This is a genomic window from Staphylococcus caseorum (assembly GCF_049943195.1).
Classification (GTDB): Bacteria; Bacillota; Bacilli; order Staphylococcales; family Staphylococcaceae; genus Staphylococcus; species Staphylococcus equorum_A.
Genome location: NZ_JBNFUA010000001.1, coordinates 1,160,894 through 1,184,071 on the forward strand (window position 1 = coordinate 1,160,894; position 23,178 = coordinate 1,184,071).

At 33.8% G+C, this 23,178-nt stretch carries 19 protein-coding genes and 1 riboswitch; of the genes, 4 read left to right on the forward strand and 15 right to left on the reverse strand.

Annotated elements, in window-relative coordinates:
- The first annotated feature begins 5 nt into the window (after positions 1-5).
- Positions 6-2,621 (forward strand): YfhO family protein, encoded by a 2,616-nt coding sequence (locus tag ACP3TL_RS05990; protein WP_069832876.1) that lies wholly within the window; start codon positions 6-8, stop codon positions 2,619-2,621.
- A 377-nt stretch (positions 2,622-2,998) separates the two neighbouring features.
- Here ACP3TL_RS05990 and rplS read toward each other — a convergent pair whose 3' ends face one another.
- The 4 genes from rplS to rpsP all read right to left on the reverse strand — a co-directional run bounded on the left by rplS (position 2,999) and on the right by rpsP (position 5,179).
- Complete coding sequence (gene rplS, locus ACP3TL_RS05995) at positions 2,999-3,349, reverse strand: 50S ribosomal protein L19 (RefSeq protein ID WP_002507872.1); 351 nt, start codon at positions 3,347-3,349, stop codon at positions 2,999-3,001.
- A 101-nt stretch (positions 3,350-3,450) separates the two neighbouring features.
- A complete protein-coding gene (trmD, locus tag ACP3TL_RS06000) occupies positions 3,451-4,188 on the reverse strand; it encodes a tRNA (guanosine(37)-N1)-methyltransferase TrmD (protein WP_069816057.1) in 738 nt (245 codons plus the stop codon).
- Positions 4,188-4,691: a ribosome maturation factor RimM gene (rimM, locus tag ACP3TL_RS06005; protein WP_069816059.1), complete on the reverse strand. Its 504-nt coding sequence runs from the start codon at positions 4,689-4,691 to the stop codon at positions 4,188-4,190. The genes trmD and rimM overlap by 1 nt, the downstream gene beginning before the upstream one ends.
- 221 nt (positions 4,692-4,912) lie before the next feature.
- On the reverse strand, positions 4,913-5,179 hold the full coding sequence (gene rpsP / locus ACP3TL_RS06010; RefSeq protein ID WP_069816061.1) for a 30S ribosomal protein S16: 267 nt from the start codon (positions 5,177-5,179) through the stop codon (positions 4,913-4,915).
- Between the two features lie 258 nt (positions 5,180-5,437).
- Positions 5,438-5,536: riboswitch (TPP riboswitch) on the forward strand.
- 132 nt (positions 5,537-5,668) lie between these two features.
- On the opposite strand from rpsP, the gene ACP3TL_RS06015 reads away from it, so the two are divergent.
- Positions 5,669-6,421, forward strand: coding sequence for a 3-oxoacyl-ACP reductase (locus ACP3TL_RS06015; RefSeq protein WP_069832877.1), 753 nt, complete (start codon positions 5,669-5,671; stop codon positions 6,419-6,421).
- Positions 6,422-6,447: 26 nt separating this feature from the next.
- Positions 6,448-7,761, forward strand: coding sequence for an NtaA/DmoA family FMN-dependent monooxygenase (locus ACP3TL_RS06020; protein WP_277575817.1), 1,314 nt, complete (start codon positions 6,448-6,450; stop codon positions 7,759-7,761).
- Between the two features lie 101 nt (positions 7,762-7,862).
- On the opposite strand, the gene ffh is transcribed toward ACP3TL_RS06020, so the two are convergent.
- The 10 genes from ffh to fapR all read right to left on the reverse strand — a co-directional run bounded on the left by ffh (position 7,863) and on the right by fapR (position 19,151).
- A complete protein-coding gene (ffh, locus tag ACP3TL_RS06025; RefSeq protein WP_069816067.1) occupies positions 7,863-9,230 on the reverse strand; it encodes a signal recognition particle protein in 1,368 nt (455 codons plus the stop codon).
- 25 nt (positions 9,231-9,255) lie between these two features.
- A complete protein-coding gene (locus ACP3TL_RS06030; RefSeq protein ID WP_069832879.1) occupies positions 9,256-9,588 on the reverse strand; it encodes a putative DNA-binding protein in 333 nt (110 codons plus the stop codon).
- Complete coding sequence (gene ftsY / locus ACP3TL_RS06035) at positions 9,575-10,807, reverse strand: signal recognition particle-docking protein FtsY (protein WP_069816071.1); 1,233 nt, start codon at positions 10,805-10,807, stop codon at positions 9,575-9,577. Before ftsY ends, ACP3TL_RS06030 begins: the two co-directional genes overlap by 14 nt.
- On the reverse strand, positions 10,804-14,373 hold the full coding sequence (gene smc, locus ACP3TL_RS06040) for a chromosome segregation protein SMC (protein ID WP_069832880.1): 3,570 nt from the start codon (positions 14,371-14,373) through the stop codon (positions 10,804-10,806). Before smc ends, ftsY begins: the two co-directional genes overlap by 4 nt.
- Positions 14,374-14,528: 155 nt before the next feature.
- On the reverse strand, positions 14,529-15,239 hold the full coding sequence (gene rnc / locus ACP3TL_RS06045; protein ID WP_370736906.1) for a ribonuclease III: 711 nt from the start codon (positions 15,237-15,239) through the stop codon (positions 14,529-14,531).
- 235 nt (positions 15,240-15,474) lie between these two features.
- Positions 15,475-15,708, reverse strand: coding sequence for an acyl carrier protein (locus tag ACP3TL_RS06050; protein ID WP_002507883.1), 234 nt, complete (start codon positions 15,706-15,708; stop codon positions 15,475-15,477).
- A 248-nt stretch (positions 15,709-15,956) separates the two neighbouring features.
- Positions 15,957-16,691 carry a 3-oxoacyl-[acyl-carrier-protein] reductase gene (gene fabG, locus ACP3TL_RS06055; protein WP_069816075.1) on the reverse strand — a complete coding sequence of 245 codons (735 nt, stop codon included), beginning with the start codon at positions 16,689-16,691 and terminating at the stop codon, positions 15,957-15,959.
- On the reverse strand, positions 16,684-17,610 hold the full coding sequence (gene fabD / locus ACP3TL_RS06060; RefSeq protein WP_069816077.1) for an ACP S-malonyltransferase: 927 nt from the start codon (positions 17,608-17,610) through the stop codon (positions 16,684-16,686). The genes fabG and fabD overlap by 8 nt, the downstream gene beginning before the upstream one ends.
- On the reverse strand, positions 17,603-18,589 hold the full coding sequence (plsX, locus tag ACP3TL_RS06065; RefSeq protein WP_069816079.1) for a phosphate acyltransferase PlsX: 987 nt from the start codon (positions 18,587-18,589) through the stop codon (positions 17,603-17,605). Before plsX ends, fabD begins: the two co-directional genes overlap by 8 nt.
- Complete coding sequence (fapR, locus tag ACP3TL_RS06070; protein ID WP_069832882.1) at positions 18,582-19,151, reverse strand: transcription factor FapR; 570 nt, start codon at positions 19,149-19,151, stop codon at positions 18,582-18,584. The genes plsX and fapR overlap by 8 nt, the downstream gene beginning before the upstream one ends.
- A 341-nt stretch (positions 19,152-19,492) precedes the next feature.
- Between fapR and ACP3TL_RS06075 the strand changes: the two genes are divergently transcribed.
- Positions 19,493-21,052 (forward strand): M4 family metallopeptidase, encoded by a 1,560-nt coding sequence (locus tag ACP3TL_RS06075; RefSeq protein WP_069816083.1) that lies wholly within the window; start codon positions 19,493-19,495, stop codon positions 21,050-21,052.
- Positions 21,053-21,130: 78 nt separating this feature from the next.
- Here the strand turns inward: ACP3TL_RS06075 and recG are convergent, their stop codons facing one another.
- A complete protein-coding gene (recG, locus tag ACP3TL_RS06080) occupies positions 21,131-23,176 on the reverse strand; it encodes an ATP-dependent DNA helicase RecG (protein ID WP_069832883.1) in 2,046 nt (681 codons plus the stop codon).
- Between the last annotated feature and the right edge of the window lie 2 nt (positions 23,177-23,178).

Genomic DNA, 23,178 nt, shown 5'->3' on the forward strand with positions numbered 1-23,178 from the left:
TGACTATGTTTCGTAATCTTTGGGCCCACAAAGTTACAAGATTTATTTGTATCGTTGCGCTAGGTATAGGCGTTGCTTTACTAACATTCACACCATATATCTTTCGTTATTTAACTGAAGGTATCGTATTTAGTGGGAGTGGTGATGGCTATAGGCAAATGATGCCATTTCAAATGTATTTGTATGAACATTTTAGCCAATTCAAAAGTTTTTATGATCATTCATTTGGATTAGGTGGCGATTATGTAAAAGATTTAGCTTATTATTATGCTACTTCTCCATTTACTTTGGTTAATTTTATTTTTGTTTGGCTATCAGAAGTGTTATTTAATAGTAATCCAAGTAACATAACATATTGGGCAAGTAACCAACTGATTGTTGCTTTTGTTAAAGGTGTAGTAACGTTCGTACTAGCCTTTTACTATTTTAGATATATAAAATTTAAAAACCATGCTGTTTTTCTGGCTTCTATGTTATATGGGGCCTCAACAGTAGTAATTTATTTTAATTTTACCTGGTCATATTATGGAGATTTGCTTATTTTTCTTCCACTCTCCTTATTGGCTATTGAACGATTTTATAGAGAAAAGAAAATAGGTCTATTTATTTTTGCTGTAGCTCTAACTTTATTTTCAAATTTCTATTTTAGTTATTATGAATCTCTTGTACTCTTTGCATATTACTTTTATAGATTAGTGTTCCCCCACCCGAGTGATATCGTAACTCGCAAGCAAAAATTATGGATTATTCCTGTAGCAATAGTATTAAGTACACTAGTCAGTATTTGGGGGTTCTATACTGGGGTTACTTCGTTTTTCAACAATGATAGAGTAAGTAATCCACATTTTAAAATAGATATGTTTACAGATTTCGCACGACAAAAACACTTTTTTAGCAACGGCTTTTATATCACTGTTTCAATTATCGCTATGGTAGCATTGCTATCATTTAAGTTATATAGACATTATTATTATAGGTTTTTTGCAATTATGACTTGGATTATGTTAGTTGGTTCATTGACACCCTATTTTGATAGTATGTTTAATGGTTTTTCGACACCCGAACGCAGATGGGTTTACATATTTGCTTTCGCCACTGCAGCATTAATCGCGTTATTTATTCAACACATTTCAGAATTAAAACTCAAGTCTTATATCTTAGCATGTGTACCCGCCTTGCTGATTATGTCAATCATGACAATTATAGTTGAGAAAGAAAAAATGACTTGGATGCTCGCTTGTCTCATTATTATGATCTTTATTGGAATACTTTTATTTAAAAGGTCACTACTGAAAAAACGTTGGCCATTAGCCGTATTATTAGTATTATTTATCGTTCAACAAAGTATGATTCTTTCTAATCCTCACTTTAATAATGTGAGGAACTATGAATCCACAAAATCAGCTATGCATGCTTCAAAATACAAAAGTCCTGCTTTATCCAAGAAAATATCTGAAATCAATCAACAGCATAATGACGATCCACTGAGTAGAATTGATTATATGTCGCAATATGGTCTTAATTCACCAATGATCTATCATTTTAATGGTATTGCTTTATATTCAAGTATTTTTGATGGTGACATATTAAAATATTATGATCAGACATTACAAATTAATATGCATACTGATAAAAATAGTACTTATCGATTATTATCAAACAGAGCGAATTTAATGGCATTATGGAACGTTAATGATCGTATACGTCGACCAGATGATTCGAATATGTCTTTCGGTTTTGAACCTAAAGATACGATTCATCATTCAAAAAATGAGTCATTTATTCATTCAACAAACGAAATTAAATATCCAAGTGCTCATATAACCAACAAGGTGTATGATCCAAAAGATCTTAAATCACCGCTTGATAAAGAACAAGCAATGTTGCAAGGTGTCGTGCTCAACGATAAAGATGCTAAACCTAACAGCCAATTTAAGGCTAATGAGAATTTATTGGGCAAAACCTCTACCTCATTAAATAATGCACATAGGGATAAAGACGGAAAGCTTATAGTGACAAAAGACAAAGGTGGCATAACTTACACCCTGCCATCCTCCATTGCAAATAAATACAAAGATATGTATATAGAAATGGATGTTGAACTATTAAGTCCTGACAAGCAACATGACGTCGGTGTGAACGAATACAATCAAGGTCGTAATGAATTGACTTATAAATATCGCCGGTTTGTCACGCCTGTTACAATGCGTGTAAAAGCAGATGAAAAACTACGAGTTAAATTGTCACAAGGTAAATATCGTTTTAATATTAAAGGCATTTACGGTGAAAACTATGAAACTTTAAATAAAGCATCTAAACAGTTAGATAATGTACAAGTGTCTGAACAACGTTCTGGTTATACAATTAAAAAAGACAAAAATGACGAAGGCTATCTTGTCTTACCAATGGCATATCGTGATGGTATGAAGGCGTATGCCAATGATAAAACACTCCCTGTAAAACAAGGCAATGGCATTATGACCGTAATTCCAGTTGAAAAAGGACAAGAAAAAATCGAACTCAAGTATATGCCACCCCATACAACTATCTTGGTCGTTTTAAGTATTCTAGGTATTATATTGAGTATTGGATTCACGAAATGGATTAAACCAAAGAATTAAGCACGATAAAGGGAATGAAACAGAAATCTAACTTTTCTAACAAGATTTCGTCGTCTCACCCCGGCAAAGCTGACTGTAAAGTTGAATACAAGGGCTGAAGCACTTGCATAAGAACTACTTGTCTTCAAAAATGAAGTAGTAGTTCTTTAAAAGCTTGATATAAACGCATTTTCAGTCCATTCAGCCACTGCCAATATAATAATTGAGGCTGAGACATGTACTTTGTCTCAACCTCTTTAATGAGCTACTTAGATTTGCTAGAAACGTCGACTAAAATTGTGTTTCTAGCAGGACAACCTGATGCAGCTTATGTTATATATATGTATCAAAAAAAGCGACTCCCATTGGGAATCGCTTTTTTATGTCTAATTTGCTGATTAACGAATTTCTTTAATTCTAGCAGCTTTACCACGTAATTCACGTAGGTAGTATAATTTAGCACGACGTACTTTACCACGGCGTTTAACTTCAATTTTTTCGATTTTTGGAGTGTGTAATGGGAATGTACGTTCCACACCAACACCTGAAGATATTTTACGTACAGTGAAAGATTCTGAAACTCCTCCACCACGGCGTTTAATAACTACACCTTCGAATAATTGGATACGTTCGCGAGTACCTTCAACAATACGTACGTGAACTTTTAAAGTGTCACCTGGACGGAATGAAGGTATATCTGTGCGTAATTGCGATTGAGTTACTGCTTCGATTAATTTGTGATTACTCATTATTTTTCTCTCCTTCAACCTATGTTCTTACCTAGACAAAATATAGCAGCGGACCATAGTGATTTTCGTGTGTCGCACACTTAAAATATATTAGCATATTACTAATCTTTTTTCAATTGCTTTTTATATCTTTCTATAATTTCTTGGTCTTTTTTAGTCAACGGATACTGTTCTAATAAATCCGGTCGTTTTTCCCATGTTCTTAAAATTTTCTGTTCATGACGCCAGTGATCAATGTGTGCATGGTTACCTGATAATAAAACGTCTGGTACATTCAAATCTTTATATATACGTGGTCGTGTATATTGTGGAAACTCTAGTAAACCATCTTGAAAGGAATCATCCATGTGAGATTGTTGATTACCTAAAACACCAGGTAAAAGTCTAACTACCGCATCTGTCATTACCATCGCTGGTAGCTCGCCACCAGTCAATACATAGTCCCCCATTGAAATTTCGTCAGTGACTAAATGTTCACGGATTCTTTCATCATAGCCTTCATAATGCCCGCAAATAAATACTAAGTGTTCTGCCTGACTAAGTTCATTAGCAATTGCTTGAGTAAATGGGCGACCTTGAGGACACATTAAAATGACCCTTGTGTCTTCTGTTCGCTCAATACTATCCATTGCATTGAATATTGGTTCCGGCTTTAACACCATCCCCTGACCGCCTCCAAATGGGTAGTCATCCACTTGATTATGTTTGTTTTCAGCAAAATGTCTAAAATCCACTGTATTTACTTGTAACAAATCTTTTTCTTGAGCGCGTTTTAAAATAGATTGATTTAAAACACCTTCAAACATACCAGGAAATAATGTTAAATAGTCGATTCTCATTAATCTAATAATCCTTCCATAGGCGTGATTTGTATACGTCTACCTTCTACATCAATTTCTTTGACCACGTCCGCGATATAAGGAATGAGGTATTCTTTGTCGCCTTTGACTACCCACACATCGTTTGCACCTGTTTCAAATATCTCAATCACACGACCAATTGGAGTATCTTCATTAAAAACGGTACAGCCAATGATATCTGAATAATAAAATTCATGTTCTCCAAGCTCTATTTCTTCATGATCACGTTCTTGTAAAAGTGTTTCACCTTTTAAGTGCTCGATATCATTAATGTTATTGATACCTTCAAACGTAAGCATATGCAGTCCTTTATGCATACGATATGAAGCAATTTTAAATTCAAGTGGTGCTTTATCTTTACGTGCTATTTCAACTATTTCCCCAGGTTGAAAACGTTTATCTGTAAAATCAGAATTAGATTTTATTTTTACTTCGCCTTTAATACCATGTGTATTTACAATTTTTCCAACTTCAACTTTCATATATGTGCCTCCGATAAATGTATCTTATAAGTGTTGTGTAATTTTTATGTATTATTTAATTATTATAACATGTATAAATCTAACATAGTAATACATTCCTCACTAGAAAATTTTCTTATTCTCAACTATTTTAAAGCACTGATTATAATATTTCTCATTAAAAAAAGAGCACCTAAAACGGTACTCTTACAAATACTATATTTGTTTAATAAGTTTAAAACTTATTTTTGGTCGTCGAATTTTTTCAAAATACCTTCTCTTGATAAGATATTGTGAACTGTATCAGTCGGTTTAGCACCGTCTTTTAACCATTTAAGTGCTAATTCTTCGTCGATTTTAACTTCTGGTGCTTTCACATTAGATGGGTTGTAAGTACCGATTTGTTCGATATTACGACCGTCACGTGGTGCACGAGCATCTGCAACTACGATACGATAGAATGGATTTCTTTTTGAGCCTAAACGTGTTAAACGAATTTTAACTGCCATTTATATTCTCTCCTTTTAATTTCATAAGTATTTATTTTCTACAAGAAATAATGATACCAGTTCTTCCGATATTTGTAAAGAGGTTATCCTTTACCAATTTTAAAAAACATTTTTTTCTAATCAATTACCTTGTAAACTACGCGCTTTTGTCAATTTCCTCTTTTCATGCACTTTATACAACTATGATATACCTTATGTTATTTTAAGTCTCTTGACATCTATATTTAAAAACTATACATTGAGACTAAATTAAATAAGCGCATGCACTAGGGGTGTTTTTAACTGAGATGAGTACAACTCAAACCCTTTGAACCTGATCTAGCTGAAACTAGCGGAGGAAAGTGTGAAAGATTTTATATCATATATTCAAGGGGCAATCTTGCCTTTTTTACAATATCACTATTTTATCATTTCTAATACACAACTTTCTATAGTGAGGGTTGTGTATTTTTTTAATTTGAATTTTTTAAAATTTTAGGAGTGAAAGTTATGAATAAAACTGTTTTAGTAACTGGTAGTAGTAGAGGTTTAGGTGCAACGATTGCAAAAACATTATCGCAACAAGGGTATAATATTATAATCAATTATTACAAAAATAAATCGTTAGCAGAAGATCTTGTTTCTGATATCGGCTCAGATTGTGCAATTGCTATTCAAGCTGATGTCACAAATAGAGATGATATTGATTGCTTAATTGAACAGGCCACTCAATATTTCGGAAAAATTGATGTCGTAATTAACAATGCACTCGTAGGTTTTAAATTTGATCCTACACAGCAAAAATCATTTAAAGATTTAACCTGGGTTGATTACCAACAACAAATAGATGGTACTTTAAAAGCTGCCTTCAATGTAACACAAAGTGTCATGCCTCAATTTTTAGAAAGACAGCAAGGTACTATTATTTCTATCGGTACAAATTTATATCAAAATCCTGTTGTACCTTATCATGAATATACAACTGCAAAAGCTGGATTAATTGGTTTTACTCGTAATATTGCTGCTGAACTTGGTCAATTTGGCATTAGAGCCAACGTGGTGTCAGGAGGCCTCTTAAAAACAACTGACGCAAGTGCTACAACGACGCCTGAAGTATTTGACATGATCGCACAAACAACACCGCTTAAGCGTGTGACTTCACCACAAGACATTGCAAACATGGTTGCATACTTAGCTTCTGAACAAGCAAACGGTATAACTGGACAAAATTTCACTGTAGATGGTGGCTTAACGATGAATTAAAAAATTATAATTAGGAGGTGCTTTCTATGTCTGATAAAAATCAAAAACAACTTAATATTGGCGTTTTACTATATGCTTGTGGTCATCACCAAGCTGCGTGGCTAATGCCGAATTCTAGTGTGAATCGTATTGGTGAAATTACTTATTATCAGGAATTAGCTCAACTTGCTGAAAAAGGACTATTCGACGCAGTATTTTTCGCTGATAATCAATCTTTTCCTGCAAAATCTTCTACTGATATGCCAGCATTTTGGTTCGATCCTATCGTCAGTTTATCTGCTATTGCTCATGTGACAACACACATTGGACTTGTCGCAACAATTTCAAGTACATTCTCAAACCCTTTTACTGCATCTAGACAATTGCTCAGTCTAGATCATGTATCACATGGACGTATAGGTTGGAATCTTGTCACCTCTATGACAGATTTAGAAGCCTTAAATCACAGTATGGAAATGCTCCCTGATCATAATGAACGCTATGAAATTGCTGCTGAATTTGCAAAAGTGATGAATCAGTTATTCACATCTTGGGATAACGAACATTTTCTACATGATCGAAAGAACAAAAAAATTATTAATGATGATTACATTAATGCTATTAATCATCATGGTAAACATTTCAAAGTTAAAGGACCATCAACAACACCAAGCAGTCCACAAGGTCGTCCAGTTGCTATGCAAGCTGGCGCATCTTCACAAGGTATTGCTTTGGCAACTCAATATGCAGATGCAGTGTATTCAGTATCCTGGAACTTTAAACAAGCACAAGCTTTTCGAGAAAAGCTAGATCAACAATTACAATTATCACAAAACAGTAATAGATATATCAAAATTTTTCCCGGTCTAGTTACATATGTCGCTGAAACTTACGAAAAAGCCTATGCTAAGAAAGAAAAATTAGACAAAGCCTTACCTGTGGAAACTGCATTAAAACAATTAAGTTTCTTTATTCAACAAGATTGTCAAAACTGGGCGTTAGATGAACCCGTGCCTCCCCTGCCTCCTGTAGAAGATTTCACAGGACCAGTTGGACGTTACGAAACAATATTGGAAATCATTCGTGATACTCATCCAACTGTACGAGAACTACTTGGTTACTTAAATGCTGGTGGTGGGCATTTCACATTGATTGGTACTCCTGAAGCTATCGTAGATCAAATGGAGTACTGGTTACTAAGTGGTGTAGCCGATGGTTTTAATTTGATGCCGCCTGTCTTTCCAGATAGTTTAGAGGATTTCGTAGCATTGATTGTGCCAGAATTACAAAAAAGAAATTTATTTAGAACAACTTATAATGGTCATACTTTCCGTGATCATCTGGGGTTAGAAAAATTTTAATCATTCTACAAATAATATAGTTGACGAAAAAACCAGAACAACGATTTGGTTACAAGTCGTTGTTCTGGTTTTTTATTTATAGTTATACAAAATTTATGATTTTAGAATGGTAAGTTCATACCGTTCATCATATTTTCCATTTGTTTGCGTTTGCCTTTTTTGCCTTTGCCACCACCGGAAAATTGTTTCATCATTTTTTTCATATCAGTGAATTGTTTCATTAATCTATTGATTTCTTGCACTGAACGTCCTGAACCTTTAGCAATACGTTTTTTACGAGAAACATTTAAAGTCTCAGGTTTGTTACGCTCATTAGGTGTCATTGATTGAATAATGGCTTTAATATGATCAATTTGTTTATCATCCATATTCATATTTTCAATGCCTTTCATTTTGTTCATGCCAGGAATCATTTTCATAATGTCATCAAGTGGCCCTAGACTTTTAACTTGGTCTAATTGTTCTAGGAAATCTTCCAATGTAAACGAAGATGTACGCATTTTCTTTTCTAAGTCTTTTGCTTTATCTTCATCCACATCTGTTTGTGCTTTTTCAATTAAACTCAATACATCTCCCATACCTAATATACGAGATGCCATACGTTCAGGATGGAATGCTTCTAACCCATCTAGTTTCTCACTCATACCTACAAATTTAATCGGTTTTTGAGTAACTGATCTGATTGAAAGTGCAGCACCACCACGTGTATCACCGTCTAATTTTGTTAATGTTACGCCAGATACTTCTAATTGAGAATCAAAAGATTCTGCAACATTCACAGCATCTTGACCAGTCATTGCATCGACAACTAACATAATTTCATCTGGTTTCGTAATTTCTTTTACATCGCTTAATTCTTGCATTAACGCTTCATCAACGTGTAAACGACCAGCAGTATCAATAATAACAAAATCTAAATGCGCTTCTTTTGCATGTGCGATTGCATTTTCAACGATTTGTTGTGGCTTAACTTGATCGCCTTCACTATAAACTGGAATGTCGATTTGTTTACCTACTGTTTGCAATTGATCAATTGCCGCAGGACGATAAATATCTGCTGCTACTAATAATGGTTTTTTATTATATTGTTTACGCATTAATAATGCTAATTTACCAGCAGTGGTAGTCTTACCAGCACCTTGTAAACCAACCATCATCACTACAGTTGGCGGCTTGTTAGCCATTTTAATCGTAGCATTTTCCCCTCCCATAAGTTGGGTAAGTTCTTCTTGTACAATTTTGATGACTTGTTGTCCAGGTGTTAATGATTTCATAACATCTGAACCTAAAGCTCTATCTGATACAGTTTTGACAAATTCCTTTACCACTTTAAAGTTAACATCGGCTTCTAATAATGCTAATCTTACTTCACGCATCATCAATTTAATATCTGCTTCAGTAACTTTACCTTTGCCTCGGATTTTTTGCATCGTTCCTTGCAGACGATCGGATAATCCTTCAAATGCCATATCAAATACCCTCCTTTATATACTTTTATTCTAAATCTTCAAGTGCTTGAATGTATTGTTTTATTTTTTCTGGATCATTTATGTGCTGTTTCATATGTTCATATATTTTTTGTCTTTGTTCAAAATTTCGGTATAACCCTAATTTTTCTTCATAATCTTCCACTAAATCGCCAGTTCTTCTTATATTATCATACACTGCTTGGCGACTCACATCAAATGTGTCAGCAATCTCACTTAAAGAATAATCTTGTAAATAAAATAATTCTAAATAGTTTCTTTGTTTGTTTGTTAATAATGATTGGTAAAAGTCAAACAGATAATTCATACGTATCGTTTTAATTAAATCATTTTGACTCATCTGAATTACCTTCAATTTCTGCTTCATTCTGATTTGACTCAGGTGCTTCTTCGACATTTTGCTCAATCATATCAGCGAATAACCCATACACATAGCTTTCAGGATTGAATGGTTGGAGATCATCTAATTTTTCACCTAAACCTACGTATTTAACTGGAATATGAAGTTCATTACGAATTGCTAATACGATACCACCTTTAGCAGTACCATCTAATTTTGTTAATACAATACCTGTAACGTTTGTAACCTCTTTAAATGATTTTGCTTGTGACAATGCATTTTGACCTGTCGTTGCATCAAGACAAAGTAAAACTTCATGAGGTGCCTCTGGTACAGCACGTCCAATAACTCGTTTAACTTTCTCTAATTCATTCATTAAATTGGATTTATTTTGTAAACGGCCTGCAGTATCACATATTAAAATATCTACGTTTTTACTTTTAGCTGCGTTAATTGCATCATACATTACTGCAGCTGGGTCTGAACCTTCTTTTTGGCTCAACACTTCAACACCGACGCGTTCGCCCCATACTTTAAGTTGTTCAATTGCACCGGCTCTGAATGTATCTCCAGCAGCAAGCATTACTTTTTTGCCTTCAGCTTGGTAACGATGCGCTAATTTACCAATTGTTGTTGTCTTACCAACACCATTCACTCCGACCATAAGGATTACATTTAATCCTTCATTTTCTATATTCATCACTTCTGAGTTATCATCATCTTGGTGATAGATTTCAACAATTTTCTCAACAATAACTTCACGTAAATCCTCTGTTTCAGTAATATTGCGACGTTGTGCTTCTTCACGTAATTCTTCTACAAGTTGCATCACAGTATTAAATCCAACATCTGCAGTAATTAACATTTCTTCTAGTGCTTCGAAGAACTCTTCATCTACCTTACGATAACGTGCGAGTAAATTATTAAGTTGTGCTTGGAAATTCTCACGCGATTTTTCTAAACCGGCTCTAAATTTGGCACCGAGCTGTTGTGCTTCAATTTCTTCAAAATCTTCAATAGAGATTAAACCATCATCATCAAAGTCAGCTTCTTTTAATTTTTTAACTTTTTTCGCTGGTTTATCTTGAGTTTCGTCCTCTCTATCTTGTGATGCTTCACCTTGTTGTTCTCCGTCTTGTTGTTCTAATTCTTCAAGTTGTTGCTTTTGTTCTTCTGAAGGTGCTGAAAATTTATCTTTTAATCGTTTGAAAAAGCTCATGTTTGTTCCTCCTTAATCACTTCATCAATCGTATTTAAATTAACACTTACTAGTTTGGAAACTCCAGATTCTTGCATTGTTACACCATATAAGCGATCTGAGAATTCCATTGTACCTTTACGGTGTGTAATCACAATAAATTGAGTTTGGTCTGATAGATTTTTTAAATATTGTGCATAGCGTATCACGTTTGCTTCATCAAGCGCCGCTTCAACCTCATCTAAGATAACAAATGGCGCCGAGCGAACTTTTAAAATCGCAAATAATAATGCAATGGCACTCAAGGCACGTTCTCCACCACTAAGTAGTGACAAATGTTGTAACTTCTTACCAGGTGGTTGCACAATGATATCTACTCCTGCAGATAGATAGTCATCATCTGTTAAGCGGAGTTCTGCTTGGCCTCCGCCAAACAATGATTTAAATACATCTGAAAAATATCCTTGAACGGCATGAAATGTTTCTTTAAAACGATCTTTCACTTCTTGATCCATTTCTTCAATAAGTTGTTCTAAAGTTGTTTTCGCTGCTCTTAAGTCTGCACGTTGTTCATCTAAAAATGTAAAACGCGTATTAATTTCTTCAAATTGTTCAATCGCATTTAAATTAACTGGTCCTAGCTCTTCAATAGACATTTTAGTTAATTTTACTTTTTTGCGTAAAACGTCTATATCTTCATCTAAATCATATAATTCACTCGCACGTTCATATGTTAAGTGATAATCTTCGCTCAAATGATCAATCGCATAATTAATTAATACATCTAAACGGGACTGCTCTGATTTAATATCCTGATAGCGATTTTCTATAGAAAGAATATCTTGATTGGCTTCTTGAAGTTTTTGATCTGTCACTTCAATTGTATCATTCAATTCGAGTCTACGCGATTTAACGTCTTCTATATTTTGAGATAATTTTACTTTTTCGTCTTTACTTTGTTCCATATTATATTGAATCGTTTCAAATGCTTTTTCGCCGGTCATTTCATCTGAATTAAAGAGTTTAATTTGCTCTTCTAATTTTTGATGTTGCACAATAACATCATTAAGTTGTTTTGCAATTTTTGACTCAGTTTGTTTCTGAGTATTTAAACGTTCTTTTACAACTGCCAAATCAGATTGCTTTTGATGTAATTGTTGCTGGATTTGCGTTGTGCTTTCTTTACCTTCTTTAGAAAGTTTTGTATAAAGATTGATATCATCTTCTAATTTTTGTAGTTGTGTTTTGATTTTAGATAATCTTTGTTTTTTATCATCAAGTGTTTGCTTACTTGTTTCGCTTTGGTAACCATCATTTTTTTCAAATTCAAACTCTTCATGCTCGTCTTTTAAATGCGCTTCACTTTTACGTAATCTGTCTAGTTCTAATTCATAATTATGAGCATTTTGTTTAATAGCATTATAATGTTGACTTGTATCAAAATATTTTTCGCTCAGTTGATCTGACTCATTTTTAATATTTTGAAATTGTTTTTCAAATGCTACTGTTTGCTGTTGATAATCTTCGAATTGTGCACGCATCGTTGATAGTTCATCTTTTTGAGCTAAAATACTTTTAGATTTACGATCTCCACCGCCCGTCATTGAGCCACCAGGATTCACGATATCCCCTTCTAAAGTCACAATACGCGTACGATAACGAATTTTACGTGCTAATTCGTTGGCATTTTTCAATTCATCTACAATTATTGTATTACCAAGTAAATTTTGAACTACATTTTGATAATCTGATTCTACTTCAATTGCTTGTGCAGCAATATTAATAAAACCCTCACTATTTTGTGCAGTTTTCATAATTTCATTACCAATTTGGCGAGGTTGAATCACATTGAGTGGTAAAAATGTCGCTCTACCCAAACCGTTTTGTTTTAGATATTGAATTGCCTGTCTACCATCTTTTTCCGAATCTACAATCACATGTTGTAGTGATGCACCAAGTGCAGTTTCGATTGCTTTAGTTAAATCGGATGGCACTTGAATTACTTCAGCAACCGCTCCACGTATCCCTGAAAGTTTATTATTTTTAGCCTTAAGTATATGTTTTACACCATTAAAGAAATAGCTGTATTCTTCCTGTTGCGTGGCCAAACTATCAATACGAGATTTTAATTTATCGTTAAATCGATACGCTTGATGCAATTTTTCTTCGTACTCAGACTGTTGCTGTTTAAGTTGTGTTAATTTTTTTTCATAATTATTGAGCTGTTGCTCAGCATTTTTCAATTCTTTTTGAGTCGTCGCGGTTTGCTTTTCAGCTTCATTGATGTCGCTTTGAATTTTCTTCAGTTGTTCAAAGGCTTCTAGTAACCTACTATCTAAACGGGATTGCTTCGTTTCATTTTCTTGAATGGTATGTTCTAAAAAGCGAATGTCATTATTTACATCAGATTGTTCAGACATAAGTTGATAATATTCATCTTTGATTGTCTCTAATTTTTCGTCATGCTGTTCATCACTGACATAGAGTTGTGATTCAAAGTATTGAATTTTTTCATTTAACTCTTTTTGTTGGTTTTTTAATTTATCTATTTGATTTTGTGCATCTATCTTTTCTTTGTTTAAGGTTTCTGTTTGTATTTTAAGACTTTCTTGTTCTTCTTCAAAACGTGCGTTCGTTTGTGATTGATTTTTCTTACGTTCTTCTAACACGTTAAGTTGTCCTGCATACTTTTCAACTTCTTCTGTCGCTTTAACAAGTTGAAAATTTAATGATTCAATATGTTCATCAAGTTGTTGTCTTTCAGATTTATATTTATTTAATGCTTGTGTATATTGTACTTTCTCTGCATCTTTTGTAGCTTGATGACTCTTTAAATTATTTAAATTATCATCAAGTTCATGAATATTTTTACTATATTGTTCAATATCATAGACCGTTACAAGTACATCACTTCTTTCCATTTCTTTGGAAAGATGTTTATATTCTTTAGCAATAGCTGCTTCTTCTCTTAATGGTTCAACTCGTCCCTCTAAATCATATAGAATATCTTGTATTCTTGAAAGATTGTCTTCTGTTTGGTCGAGCTTTTGTACAGAGGCAGCTTTGCGTTTTTTATATTTTAAAACTCCTGCAGATTCTTCTAATATTTGTCTTCTATCCACTGGTTTTGCATTTAGTATTTCATCTACACGTCCCTGCGAAATAATACTAAACGCTTCTTTTCCTAAACCTGAGTCTAGAAACAAATCAATAATATCTTTTAATCTTGCACGGTCATTATTAAGATAATACTCACTTTCACCACTTCTGTATAATCGACGTGTTACAACGATTTCTGTCGCGTCTAATTGTAACTTGCCGGAGCTATTATCTAATTTCAATTTAACTTCTGCATAATTTTGAGCTTTTCGATGTTCTGCGCCTGAAAAAATAATATCTTCCATTTTAGCACCACGCAGTGATTTAGCTGATTGTTCACCTAACACCCATTTTATTGCATCTGTTATGTTACTTTTCCCACTACCATTAGGTCCTACAATTGCTGTTACACCTTCATCAAATTGTACATTTGTGTGCTCCGCAAACGATTTAAACCCAAAGGCATCTATAGATTTCAAATATACCATGCTATTCTCCTTTAAAGTGTTCCTTGCTGTTTCACAGTTTAGAAATACCCATGTATTAACCTGAAGGCTAATATATTTCTTAATTAACTACATTGCTATTGCGAAGGTTTTAACAATATATGATTCACTTCTTATCATATTGTTTTATAACAAAGTTATTTAGCTTTGTTTTTCATTGATTTATATGCGCTTTCTGCTGCTTTTTGTTCGGATTCTTTTTTAGTCTTCCCTTTACCTTCCGCTACTGCAGCATTTTCTAAAATCACTTCAGAAGTAAATAAACGATGATGCGCTGGTCCTTCTTCATTAATTAAACGATAAGTGACATCACCTTTATTTTGTCTATGGACAAATTCTTGAAATTGGGTTTTAAAGTCAACAACGCCATCAAGTTCTTCATCTTCGACATACGGAAAAATAATTTGTTCTGCAAACTTCCACACAGATTCTAAACCTTGGTCTAAATATAATGCACCTACAAATGCTTCAAATGCATCTGATACGAGTGAGGGACGGGTTCTGCCACCTGTTTTCTCTTCACCTTTACCTAACAAGATAAGTTCATTGATTTGAATTTTTTTCGCAAATATTACAAGTGAAGGCTCACAAACAATTGTTGCACGCATTTTTGTTAAATTACCCTCTGGCAATTCTGGATATTTATCAAATAAATAACGTGAAACCGTCAATTCTAATACCGCATCTCCTAAAAATTCTAATCGTTCATTATGCTCTAAACGATTCATATTAAAATCATTTATAAAACTCGAATGCGAAAATGCTTGCTGATATAATTCTATTTGTTTAAAATTCAAGTCTAATTCTTGCATCTTCTGCGCAAATTTTTTTTCAAATGCTTTAACCATTTCTATTTTTTTATAATTGGTCAATCTATTTCCTCCTCAGATTTAATGCTAAAGTACTAATACCTTTATATTTTACGTGAAAATACAATAAAACTAAAGAAAAAACTGTCTACTGTATTTACCATCTATATATCTAGTAAAAATCGCTATAGCAGTATTATCTTACAATATAAATTCTGTTTAAAATCAATAAAAAATCTGAGCCGTCATCTCAACGACTCAGATATTTTTTTTATTATTTTTCGATACTATTAATAAAGTTTACTGCGTCACCAACAGTGTTGATTTTTTCAGCTTCTTCATCAGGAATTTCAGTACCAAATTCGTCTTCTAATTCCATAACTAATTCAGCAATATCAAGTGAGTCAGCGCCTAAATCATCTTTGAAAGATGCCTCTTTAGTTACTTTTTCAGCGTCAACACCTAAACGGTCAACGATGATATCTTTTACTTTGTCGAAGTTTTCCACGTCGATTCACCTCCTTTAAAAAATCTAATTATAGACTTATATATTTTCCCACTTTATCAATTGAAATACAAGTAGTATTTCGAATGATTGTACTGTATAACATTATATTAATGGATCTTATACAATAAAGTGTAGTAATGAAGTTGTGACACAATCATTTTAAATCTATACTTTATACCTTATCATAATCTCCTATGTGAGATCAGAAGTTTTATAAAACAAAATTTGTCATGCTGTGTAGCACTTACTTACATGTACATACCACCATTGACATGTATTGTTTGACCCGTAATATACTTCGCTTTGTCTGAAGCTAAAAATGCTACAGTGTGAGAAATGTCTTGATCTTTCCCAAATTTTGCTAATGGGATTTGTTCTAACATTTTTGCTTTAAGCTCATCACTTAAAGCATCCGTCATATCAGAAACAATAAAACCTGGTGCAACAGCATTTACTGTGATGTTCCTTGAAGCCAGTTCACGTGCTGCTGATTTCGTTAAACCAATTACGCCAGCTTTAGTCGCAACATAGTTTGCTTGGCCTGGATTACCCATAGCTCCAACAACACTTGATAAATTAATAATTGCACCACTCTTTTGTCTTAGCATTTGTGGTGTCACTTTTTGAATACAGTTGAAAACACCTTTTAAGTTTGTATCAATTACGTCATCCCATTCTTGCTCTTTCATACGCATAAGCAAATTATCACGGGTAATACCTGCGTTATTAACAAGGACATCAACTGAACCAAATTCGCCAACAACCGCTTTAATCATTGCTTTTACTTCATCACCATTTGCAACATTTGCTTGAATAGCAAAACTTTCAACGCCTATCGCTTTAATTTCTTCTACGACAGCATCCGCTTTTTCTTTGTTTCCCGAAAAATTCACAGCAACATTGTATCCTTCTTCTGCCAATTGTATCGCTATACTACGTCCTATACCTCTTGAAGCACCAGTTACTAATGCACTTTTAGTCATTTTCATTCCACGCTTTCATATCTTCTAATGTTTGAATTGAAGTTATTTTCACATCTCTATTTATCTTTTTAATTAAACCTGAAAGTACTTTACCAGGACCAATTTCAATAAAGTGATCTACACCTTGATCAATTAACCATTGTGTTGAATCAATGAATTGTACTGGTGAATATAATTGTTTAATCATATTATCCTTAATTACATTTGCATCTGTTTCACCTTTTGCGTGCACATTTTGAACTACAGGGAATTGCGCATCATTCCAATCAAATTGTTCAATATACTCAGCAAAATCGTCTTTGATCACTTGCATCATAGATGAATGAAATGGGCCAGACACAGCAAGTGGTAGGACGCGTTTCGCACCTAATGCTTTACCTTCTGCCACTAATTTATCTATTAATGTTTTATGTCCAGAGACAACGATTTGTCCAGGTGAATTAATATTTGCTGGTTCAATAATTTCTTCATCTGTTGAAAGTTTTTGACATATTGCATTAACATCATCAAAATCCAAACCTAATACTGCAGCCATACTTCCAACACCATCAGGAAAAGCGACGGCCATCAGTTGTCCACGCTTACGAACAATTTGAACTGCATCGTCAAATTTCAATACACCACTCGCTACTAGACTCACATATTCACCTAAACTATGGCCCATTGTATAATCAGCATTTAGATTATTGAGTGCTTGTAATAAAGCTGAGCTATGTGTTAGCAACGCAGGTTGTGTATTTTCTGTTTGACCTAATTTGTTTTCTTCATCTGAAAACATTGTTTCTAAAATATCAAAATCCATTTTTGCTTGTGCTTGATTAAGAATCTTTGTTGCAGCATCATTTTGATTAAATAAATCATTTGCCATCCCGACTTTTTGTGATCCTTGGCCTGGGAAGATAATCGCAGTTTTACTCATTTACTTTACCCACCGTTTCTCTCATAGTTTCTACAATATTTTGTTCTCCAGCTATTTTAGCTTGACGGATTGCTGAATAAAAAGCTTTCGCACTAGAACTACCATGTGCTTTTACTACAATGCCATTCAATCCTAATAATACCGAACCACCATATTCTGCATAATCCATTTTTGACATCAAACCATTTAAGTCTTTACGTAATACAAGTGCGGCAATTTTATTCTTGAAACTACTTAGAAGCGTTGTTTTAAGCATTTTACCCATCGCTTTTGCAACACCTTCTAAATTTTTAAGAATCATATTACCAGTATATCCGTCTGTAACTACAACATCAGCTGCGTCATCCATTAAACCTTTTGCTTCTACGTTTCCTGTGAAATTGAAGACATTTTGTTCGTCCATCAAACTAAATGCTTTTTTAGTTAATGTGTTACCTTTAGCTGCCTCTGTACCAATATTCAACAAACCTACTGAAGGCTGTTCAACGCCCCTGATTTTTTGGGCATAAACATTGCCTAATTGGGCATATTGTAATAAGTGTTCCGGCTTGGCATCTGCATTAGCACCTACATCCATAAACACAAATCCTTTTCCAGAAATTGTTGGCAAAGTGAGGACTAATGCTGGGCGTTCAACACCCTTAATACGTCCTACTATAAATAAACCAGCAGACATCAATGCACCTGTATTTCCTGCAGATACACAACCATCTGCTTCACCAGCTTTAACCGCTTCAGCCATACGAGCCATTGAGCTATCTTTTTTACGTTTAATCGCTCTAACTGGTTCATCGTCCATCGTAATTTCTTCTGTACAATGACGTACTTCTACACGACCATGTTTGAGTGTGCATTTAGTTTGATCACCAAATAAAATTATTTCTAAATCTTTAAAATCATTCACAGCTTTTTCAACAGCTTCTAAAACGATTTCAGGTGCATCGTCTCCACCCATCATATCAATCGCTATTTTAACCATCTTGTTCATCCTCACTTGTATAATACATTTTGAATGTACCTCTAAATACCAAAGTATCTTTGACATACGAATTTACTTTTATCATATAATATTTACTTGTAATTTCAATCGCTTGTGCATCAGCACGTACTGTATCATTTAATTTCACTGTTTTTAAAAATGCTACATTACTTTCCTGAGTTAACACAACAGGTTTATGTATCAGTGCTACACACAAGGAATTCGCTTGTGCAAAAAGTACATGTCCTCTGGCAATTTTATTTCTAGTAAATACAGAATCTTCATCAATATCTATAATTGAAGTTGCGAGTTGATCAGGCTGAACATTTATTACATCGCCTATGATTTCACTACCATCAATGGATCGAATACTTTCATAATTTTTTCTTGCTACGGATTTAATTCGTTTTCTTAGTTCTGGAATATCTAAGTATGTACGATCTAACCTAATAGTTTGAATACTCACTGAAAAAAGTGTACTCAAATCTAAATCTGTAATAAAGGGGTTTTTTTCAATTTCTTTTTTAATTGCTTCGCGTCGTTCTTGTTTTTTTAACTTCATTTTATTCTAACCACCTAAATCACCTAATTTTTAGTACCAAGTCTTAAACATTCCTAACATATCATAACACTTTCTATTTCATTAGCTCAACAAAAAACATACTTCCTTAGATGTTTTTCACGTCAGATATCCAACATAAAAAAGTATTATAACGTTTAAAACGATTTTCAGTGGGATTAATTAGCAAAATAAATACAAATACTAATCATTCTATATAAATATTTATTAAGATATTGAATTAAATAAAATTGAAATGTATAATTTGAATTGTTTTGAAGATTCATTATATTTATTTTTCAAAAATCATTCCATTAATTGGATACTTTATTTAGGAGGATCTAATGAAAAAAATATTATCAACTACATTACTGTCATGTTCATTATTAGCCTTCACTACAAGCTATGCTGATGCACAAGAAAGTAATAGTATTAAGCCTGAAAGTTTAGAGTCATCAAATACCCCTGCGATTAATAATGATGCAGATGTAGAACAATTTTTACAAAATAATGCACAATCTCTTGTTAACCAATCATCCAAGACTAAACAAGAAACTATCAATAAAGAAGCTTTCAAACAATATAACGTGATAGATAAACAACAAGATAAAACTGGCGTCACACATTACGCATTGAAACCTAAAGTAAACGACATTACATCAGACGGCACAACAATCAAAGTACATGTCAATAAAAACGGTAAAGTAACATTGATAAATGGTAATGTAGATAAACCATACATAAAAGTAGAAAATGAAGCTAAATTATCTTCTGCTAACGCTGAAAACAAAGCTTTTGAAGCAATAGGCAAAGCAAAGTCTGATGTAAAAAACATAAAAAGCTATCCTGTTGTCAGTAAAAACAATATTGATATAAATAGTGATAAACAAAGACTTGTTTATGATATTGAACTTAATTATATTTCTCCTAAAGCAGCACATTGGAAAATCCAAATTGATGCTACTACCGGTGAAGTATTAAAAAAACAAAACGTTATTAAAAATGCAACAACTGAAGGTAAAGGGACAGGCGTTAATGGAGATGAAAAACAACCTTTAAGCGTTACAAAAGCAAATGATTCATATTCATTACTCGATACTTCTCAAGATGCAGTCATAGAAACTAAAACTGCAAATGAAACGACAAATGCCTATTCACCTATTACAAATGACAGCAATCATTTCAATAAAGAAGAACAACGCGCCGGCGTAGATGCCCATTATTATGCCAAAGAAGTCTATGACTATTTCCTCAATAAACATGATAGAAACAGTTATGATAATAACGGCGGTGACATTGATTCGGTCGTTCATTATGACAAAAACTTTAATAACGCCGCCTGGACGGGTCAATATATGATTTATGGTGACGGGGACGGCCAGACGTTTAAGGCATTGTCAGGTGCGAATGATATCGTTGCCCATGAGCTCACACATGCAGTAACAGAACGCACTGCAGGTTTAGAGTATAGTCATCAATCGGGTGCATTAAACGAATCTTTCTCTGACGTTTTTGGTTATTTTGTTGATTCAGACGATTGGTTACTCGGTGAGGATGTTTATACACCGAATAAAGATGGCGATGCATTAAGAAGTTTGAAAAATCCAGAACAGTATAACCAACCTGCGCATATGGATCAATATTTACAAGGCAGCCAAGATAGCGGTGGTGTTCATACCAATAGTGGCATTCCTAACAAAGCTGCATACCTAACAATTAATGCGATTGGCAAAGAAAAAGCTGAACAAATTTATTATTTAGCACTCACACAATATTTAACGCCTAACGCTCAATTTTCTGATGCAAAGGCATCATTAAAAGAAGCTTCTAACCACCTTTATGGTACGAATAGCGAAACATCTAAAGCAATTGAAAAAGCTTGGTCTGACGTAGGCGTTAATTAACAAACATTATACATTCAATTTAAGAACGGGGCCGAGACATAAATACATGTCTCGGCCCCGCTTTTTATACTTTCTCTATTAATCAAAACTCATATATAATAAGTTTTCTTCAACAAATGTTCTCAACATTTGATATTGAGATTCGAAAAAGACACCCGATTGAATCAATTCAGCTGCTTCATCTCTTGCTACTTCTAACATTTTATAATCTTCAACAACATTTGCGACTAAGAAGTCAGGCAAACCACTTTGTTTCACACCAAAGAAATCGCCAGGCCCTCTCATCTCTAAATCACGTTCACTTAATTCAAAACCATCTGTCGTTTGTGTCATAATATTCATGCGCTCTATACCTGTTTCTGTTTTCGGTGAAGCAATGAGTACACAATAACTTTGTTGTTCACTTCTACCTACACGCCCTCTTAACTGATGTAAAGTAGATAAACCGAAACGATCAGCATCATAAATCATCATGAACGTTGCATTAGGTACGTTCACTCCTACTTCTACAACGGTTGTAGATACTAAAACGTCTATTTCATGATTACTAAATTGCTGCATTACTCTATCTTTTTCTTCTGAATGCAACTTACCATGTAGTAACCCTACTTTTTCAGTACCATAATATATCTGTAGCGATTCATACAACTCAACAACGTTCTGTACATCTTCTAAATGCTCAGAACTTTCAATTAGAGGACAAATTACATATGCCTGCCTACCTTTTTTTAATTCCGAAGTCATTTGATTGAGTACACTTTCATAAGCTTCATGTTTGGACCATGAAGTAATAATCGGCTTTCTGCCTTTTGGTAATTGTTTAATGGATGACACATCCATTTCACCAAAAACGGATATAGCTAATGTTCGTGGAATGGGTGTAGCTGTCATGAAAAGGACGTTAGTCATCGCACCTTTTTCTCTCAACAATTGACGTTGATTCACACCAAAACGATGTTGTTCATCTGTTATTACTAGACCTACATTATTAAATACTACATCATCTTGTATTAAGGCGTGTGTGCCGATAATACAATCAATTTCATTATTTTGTAGTTGCTCTAGTAGCAACTTTCGTTTTTTACCTTTTACTGAACCTGTAAGTAAGGCCACATTCATCCTGTCACCGAAAATTTCAACTAAACTTTCTGCATGCTGTTCCGCTAATATTTCAGTAGGCACCATCAATGCTGATTGAAATCCCGCAGTTTTCAGTGCATACATACAGATTGCTGCTACGACAGTTTTACCTGAACCCACGTCACCTTGTAAGAGACGATGCATTCTTATTGGTGCTTTTAAGTCTCTGAATATTTCATTAACACTATGCTTTTGCGCGTCAGTGAGTTCAAATGGAAGGCTGTCTATGAAATGTTTCACTAAATTGATATCATAATCTACTTCAATCGCTTCATCTGATGTTTTCTCTAATCGGTTTAACCATTGCATTCGTAACTCAAACATAAATAATTCTGTAAAAGCATATGTTCTACGTGCTTTAAGCAAAGATGCCTTGTCTGTAGCAAAATGCAACGCTTTAATCGTATCCTCTAATGATTCTAATTTATATTTTTGTCTCAATTCATCAGAGAGCCATTCATGTATAGTGACTTCTCCCAACGATTGTCGAATCATATCCCTCAATGGTTTTTGTTTAATGCCTTCTTTAACACGATAAACAGGTTCAAATTGTGAGTTTTGAGTCTCTTGTTGATTAAAAAACATTCTACTGCCATTTATCTCTTGTTTACTTCTATTCCATTTACCTTTTACCGTAACTGTACCATGCAATTCAATTTTCTTTTTTAAATATGGTTGGTTGAAAAAAGTACATTTTACAGCAATATTATTGACCATGATATGTACGGTTAACTTAGATTTATTACGACCAAAAAAAGCGACAGTAGGCGTCGAATATACTTCTCCTACCACTGTCACTGTCGCTTGATCTTCGGCCGTATTCAAGTCAATTACTGTATTATCTTCGTAACGGGTTGGTAAATATAAAATTAAATCCTCTACAGTATGGATATTTAATTCATTTAATACGGACAACCTTTTCGGGCCCAGTCCTTTTATCTGTGATAAAGGAAAGGGACTATCTATTAAATTGACTTTTGACATTT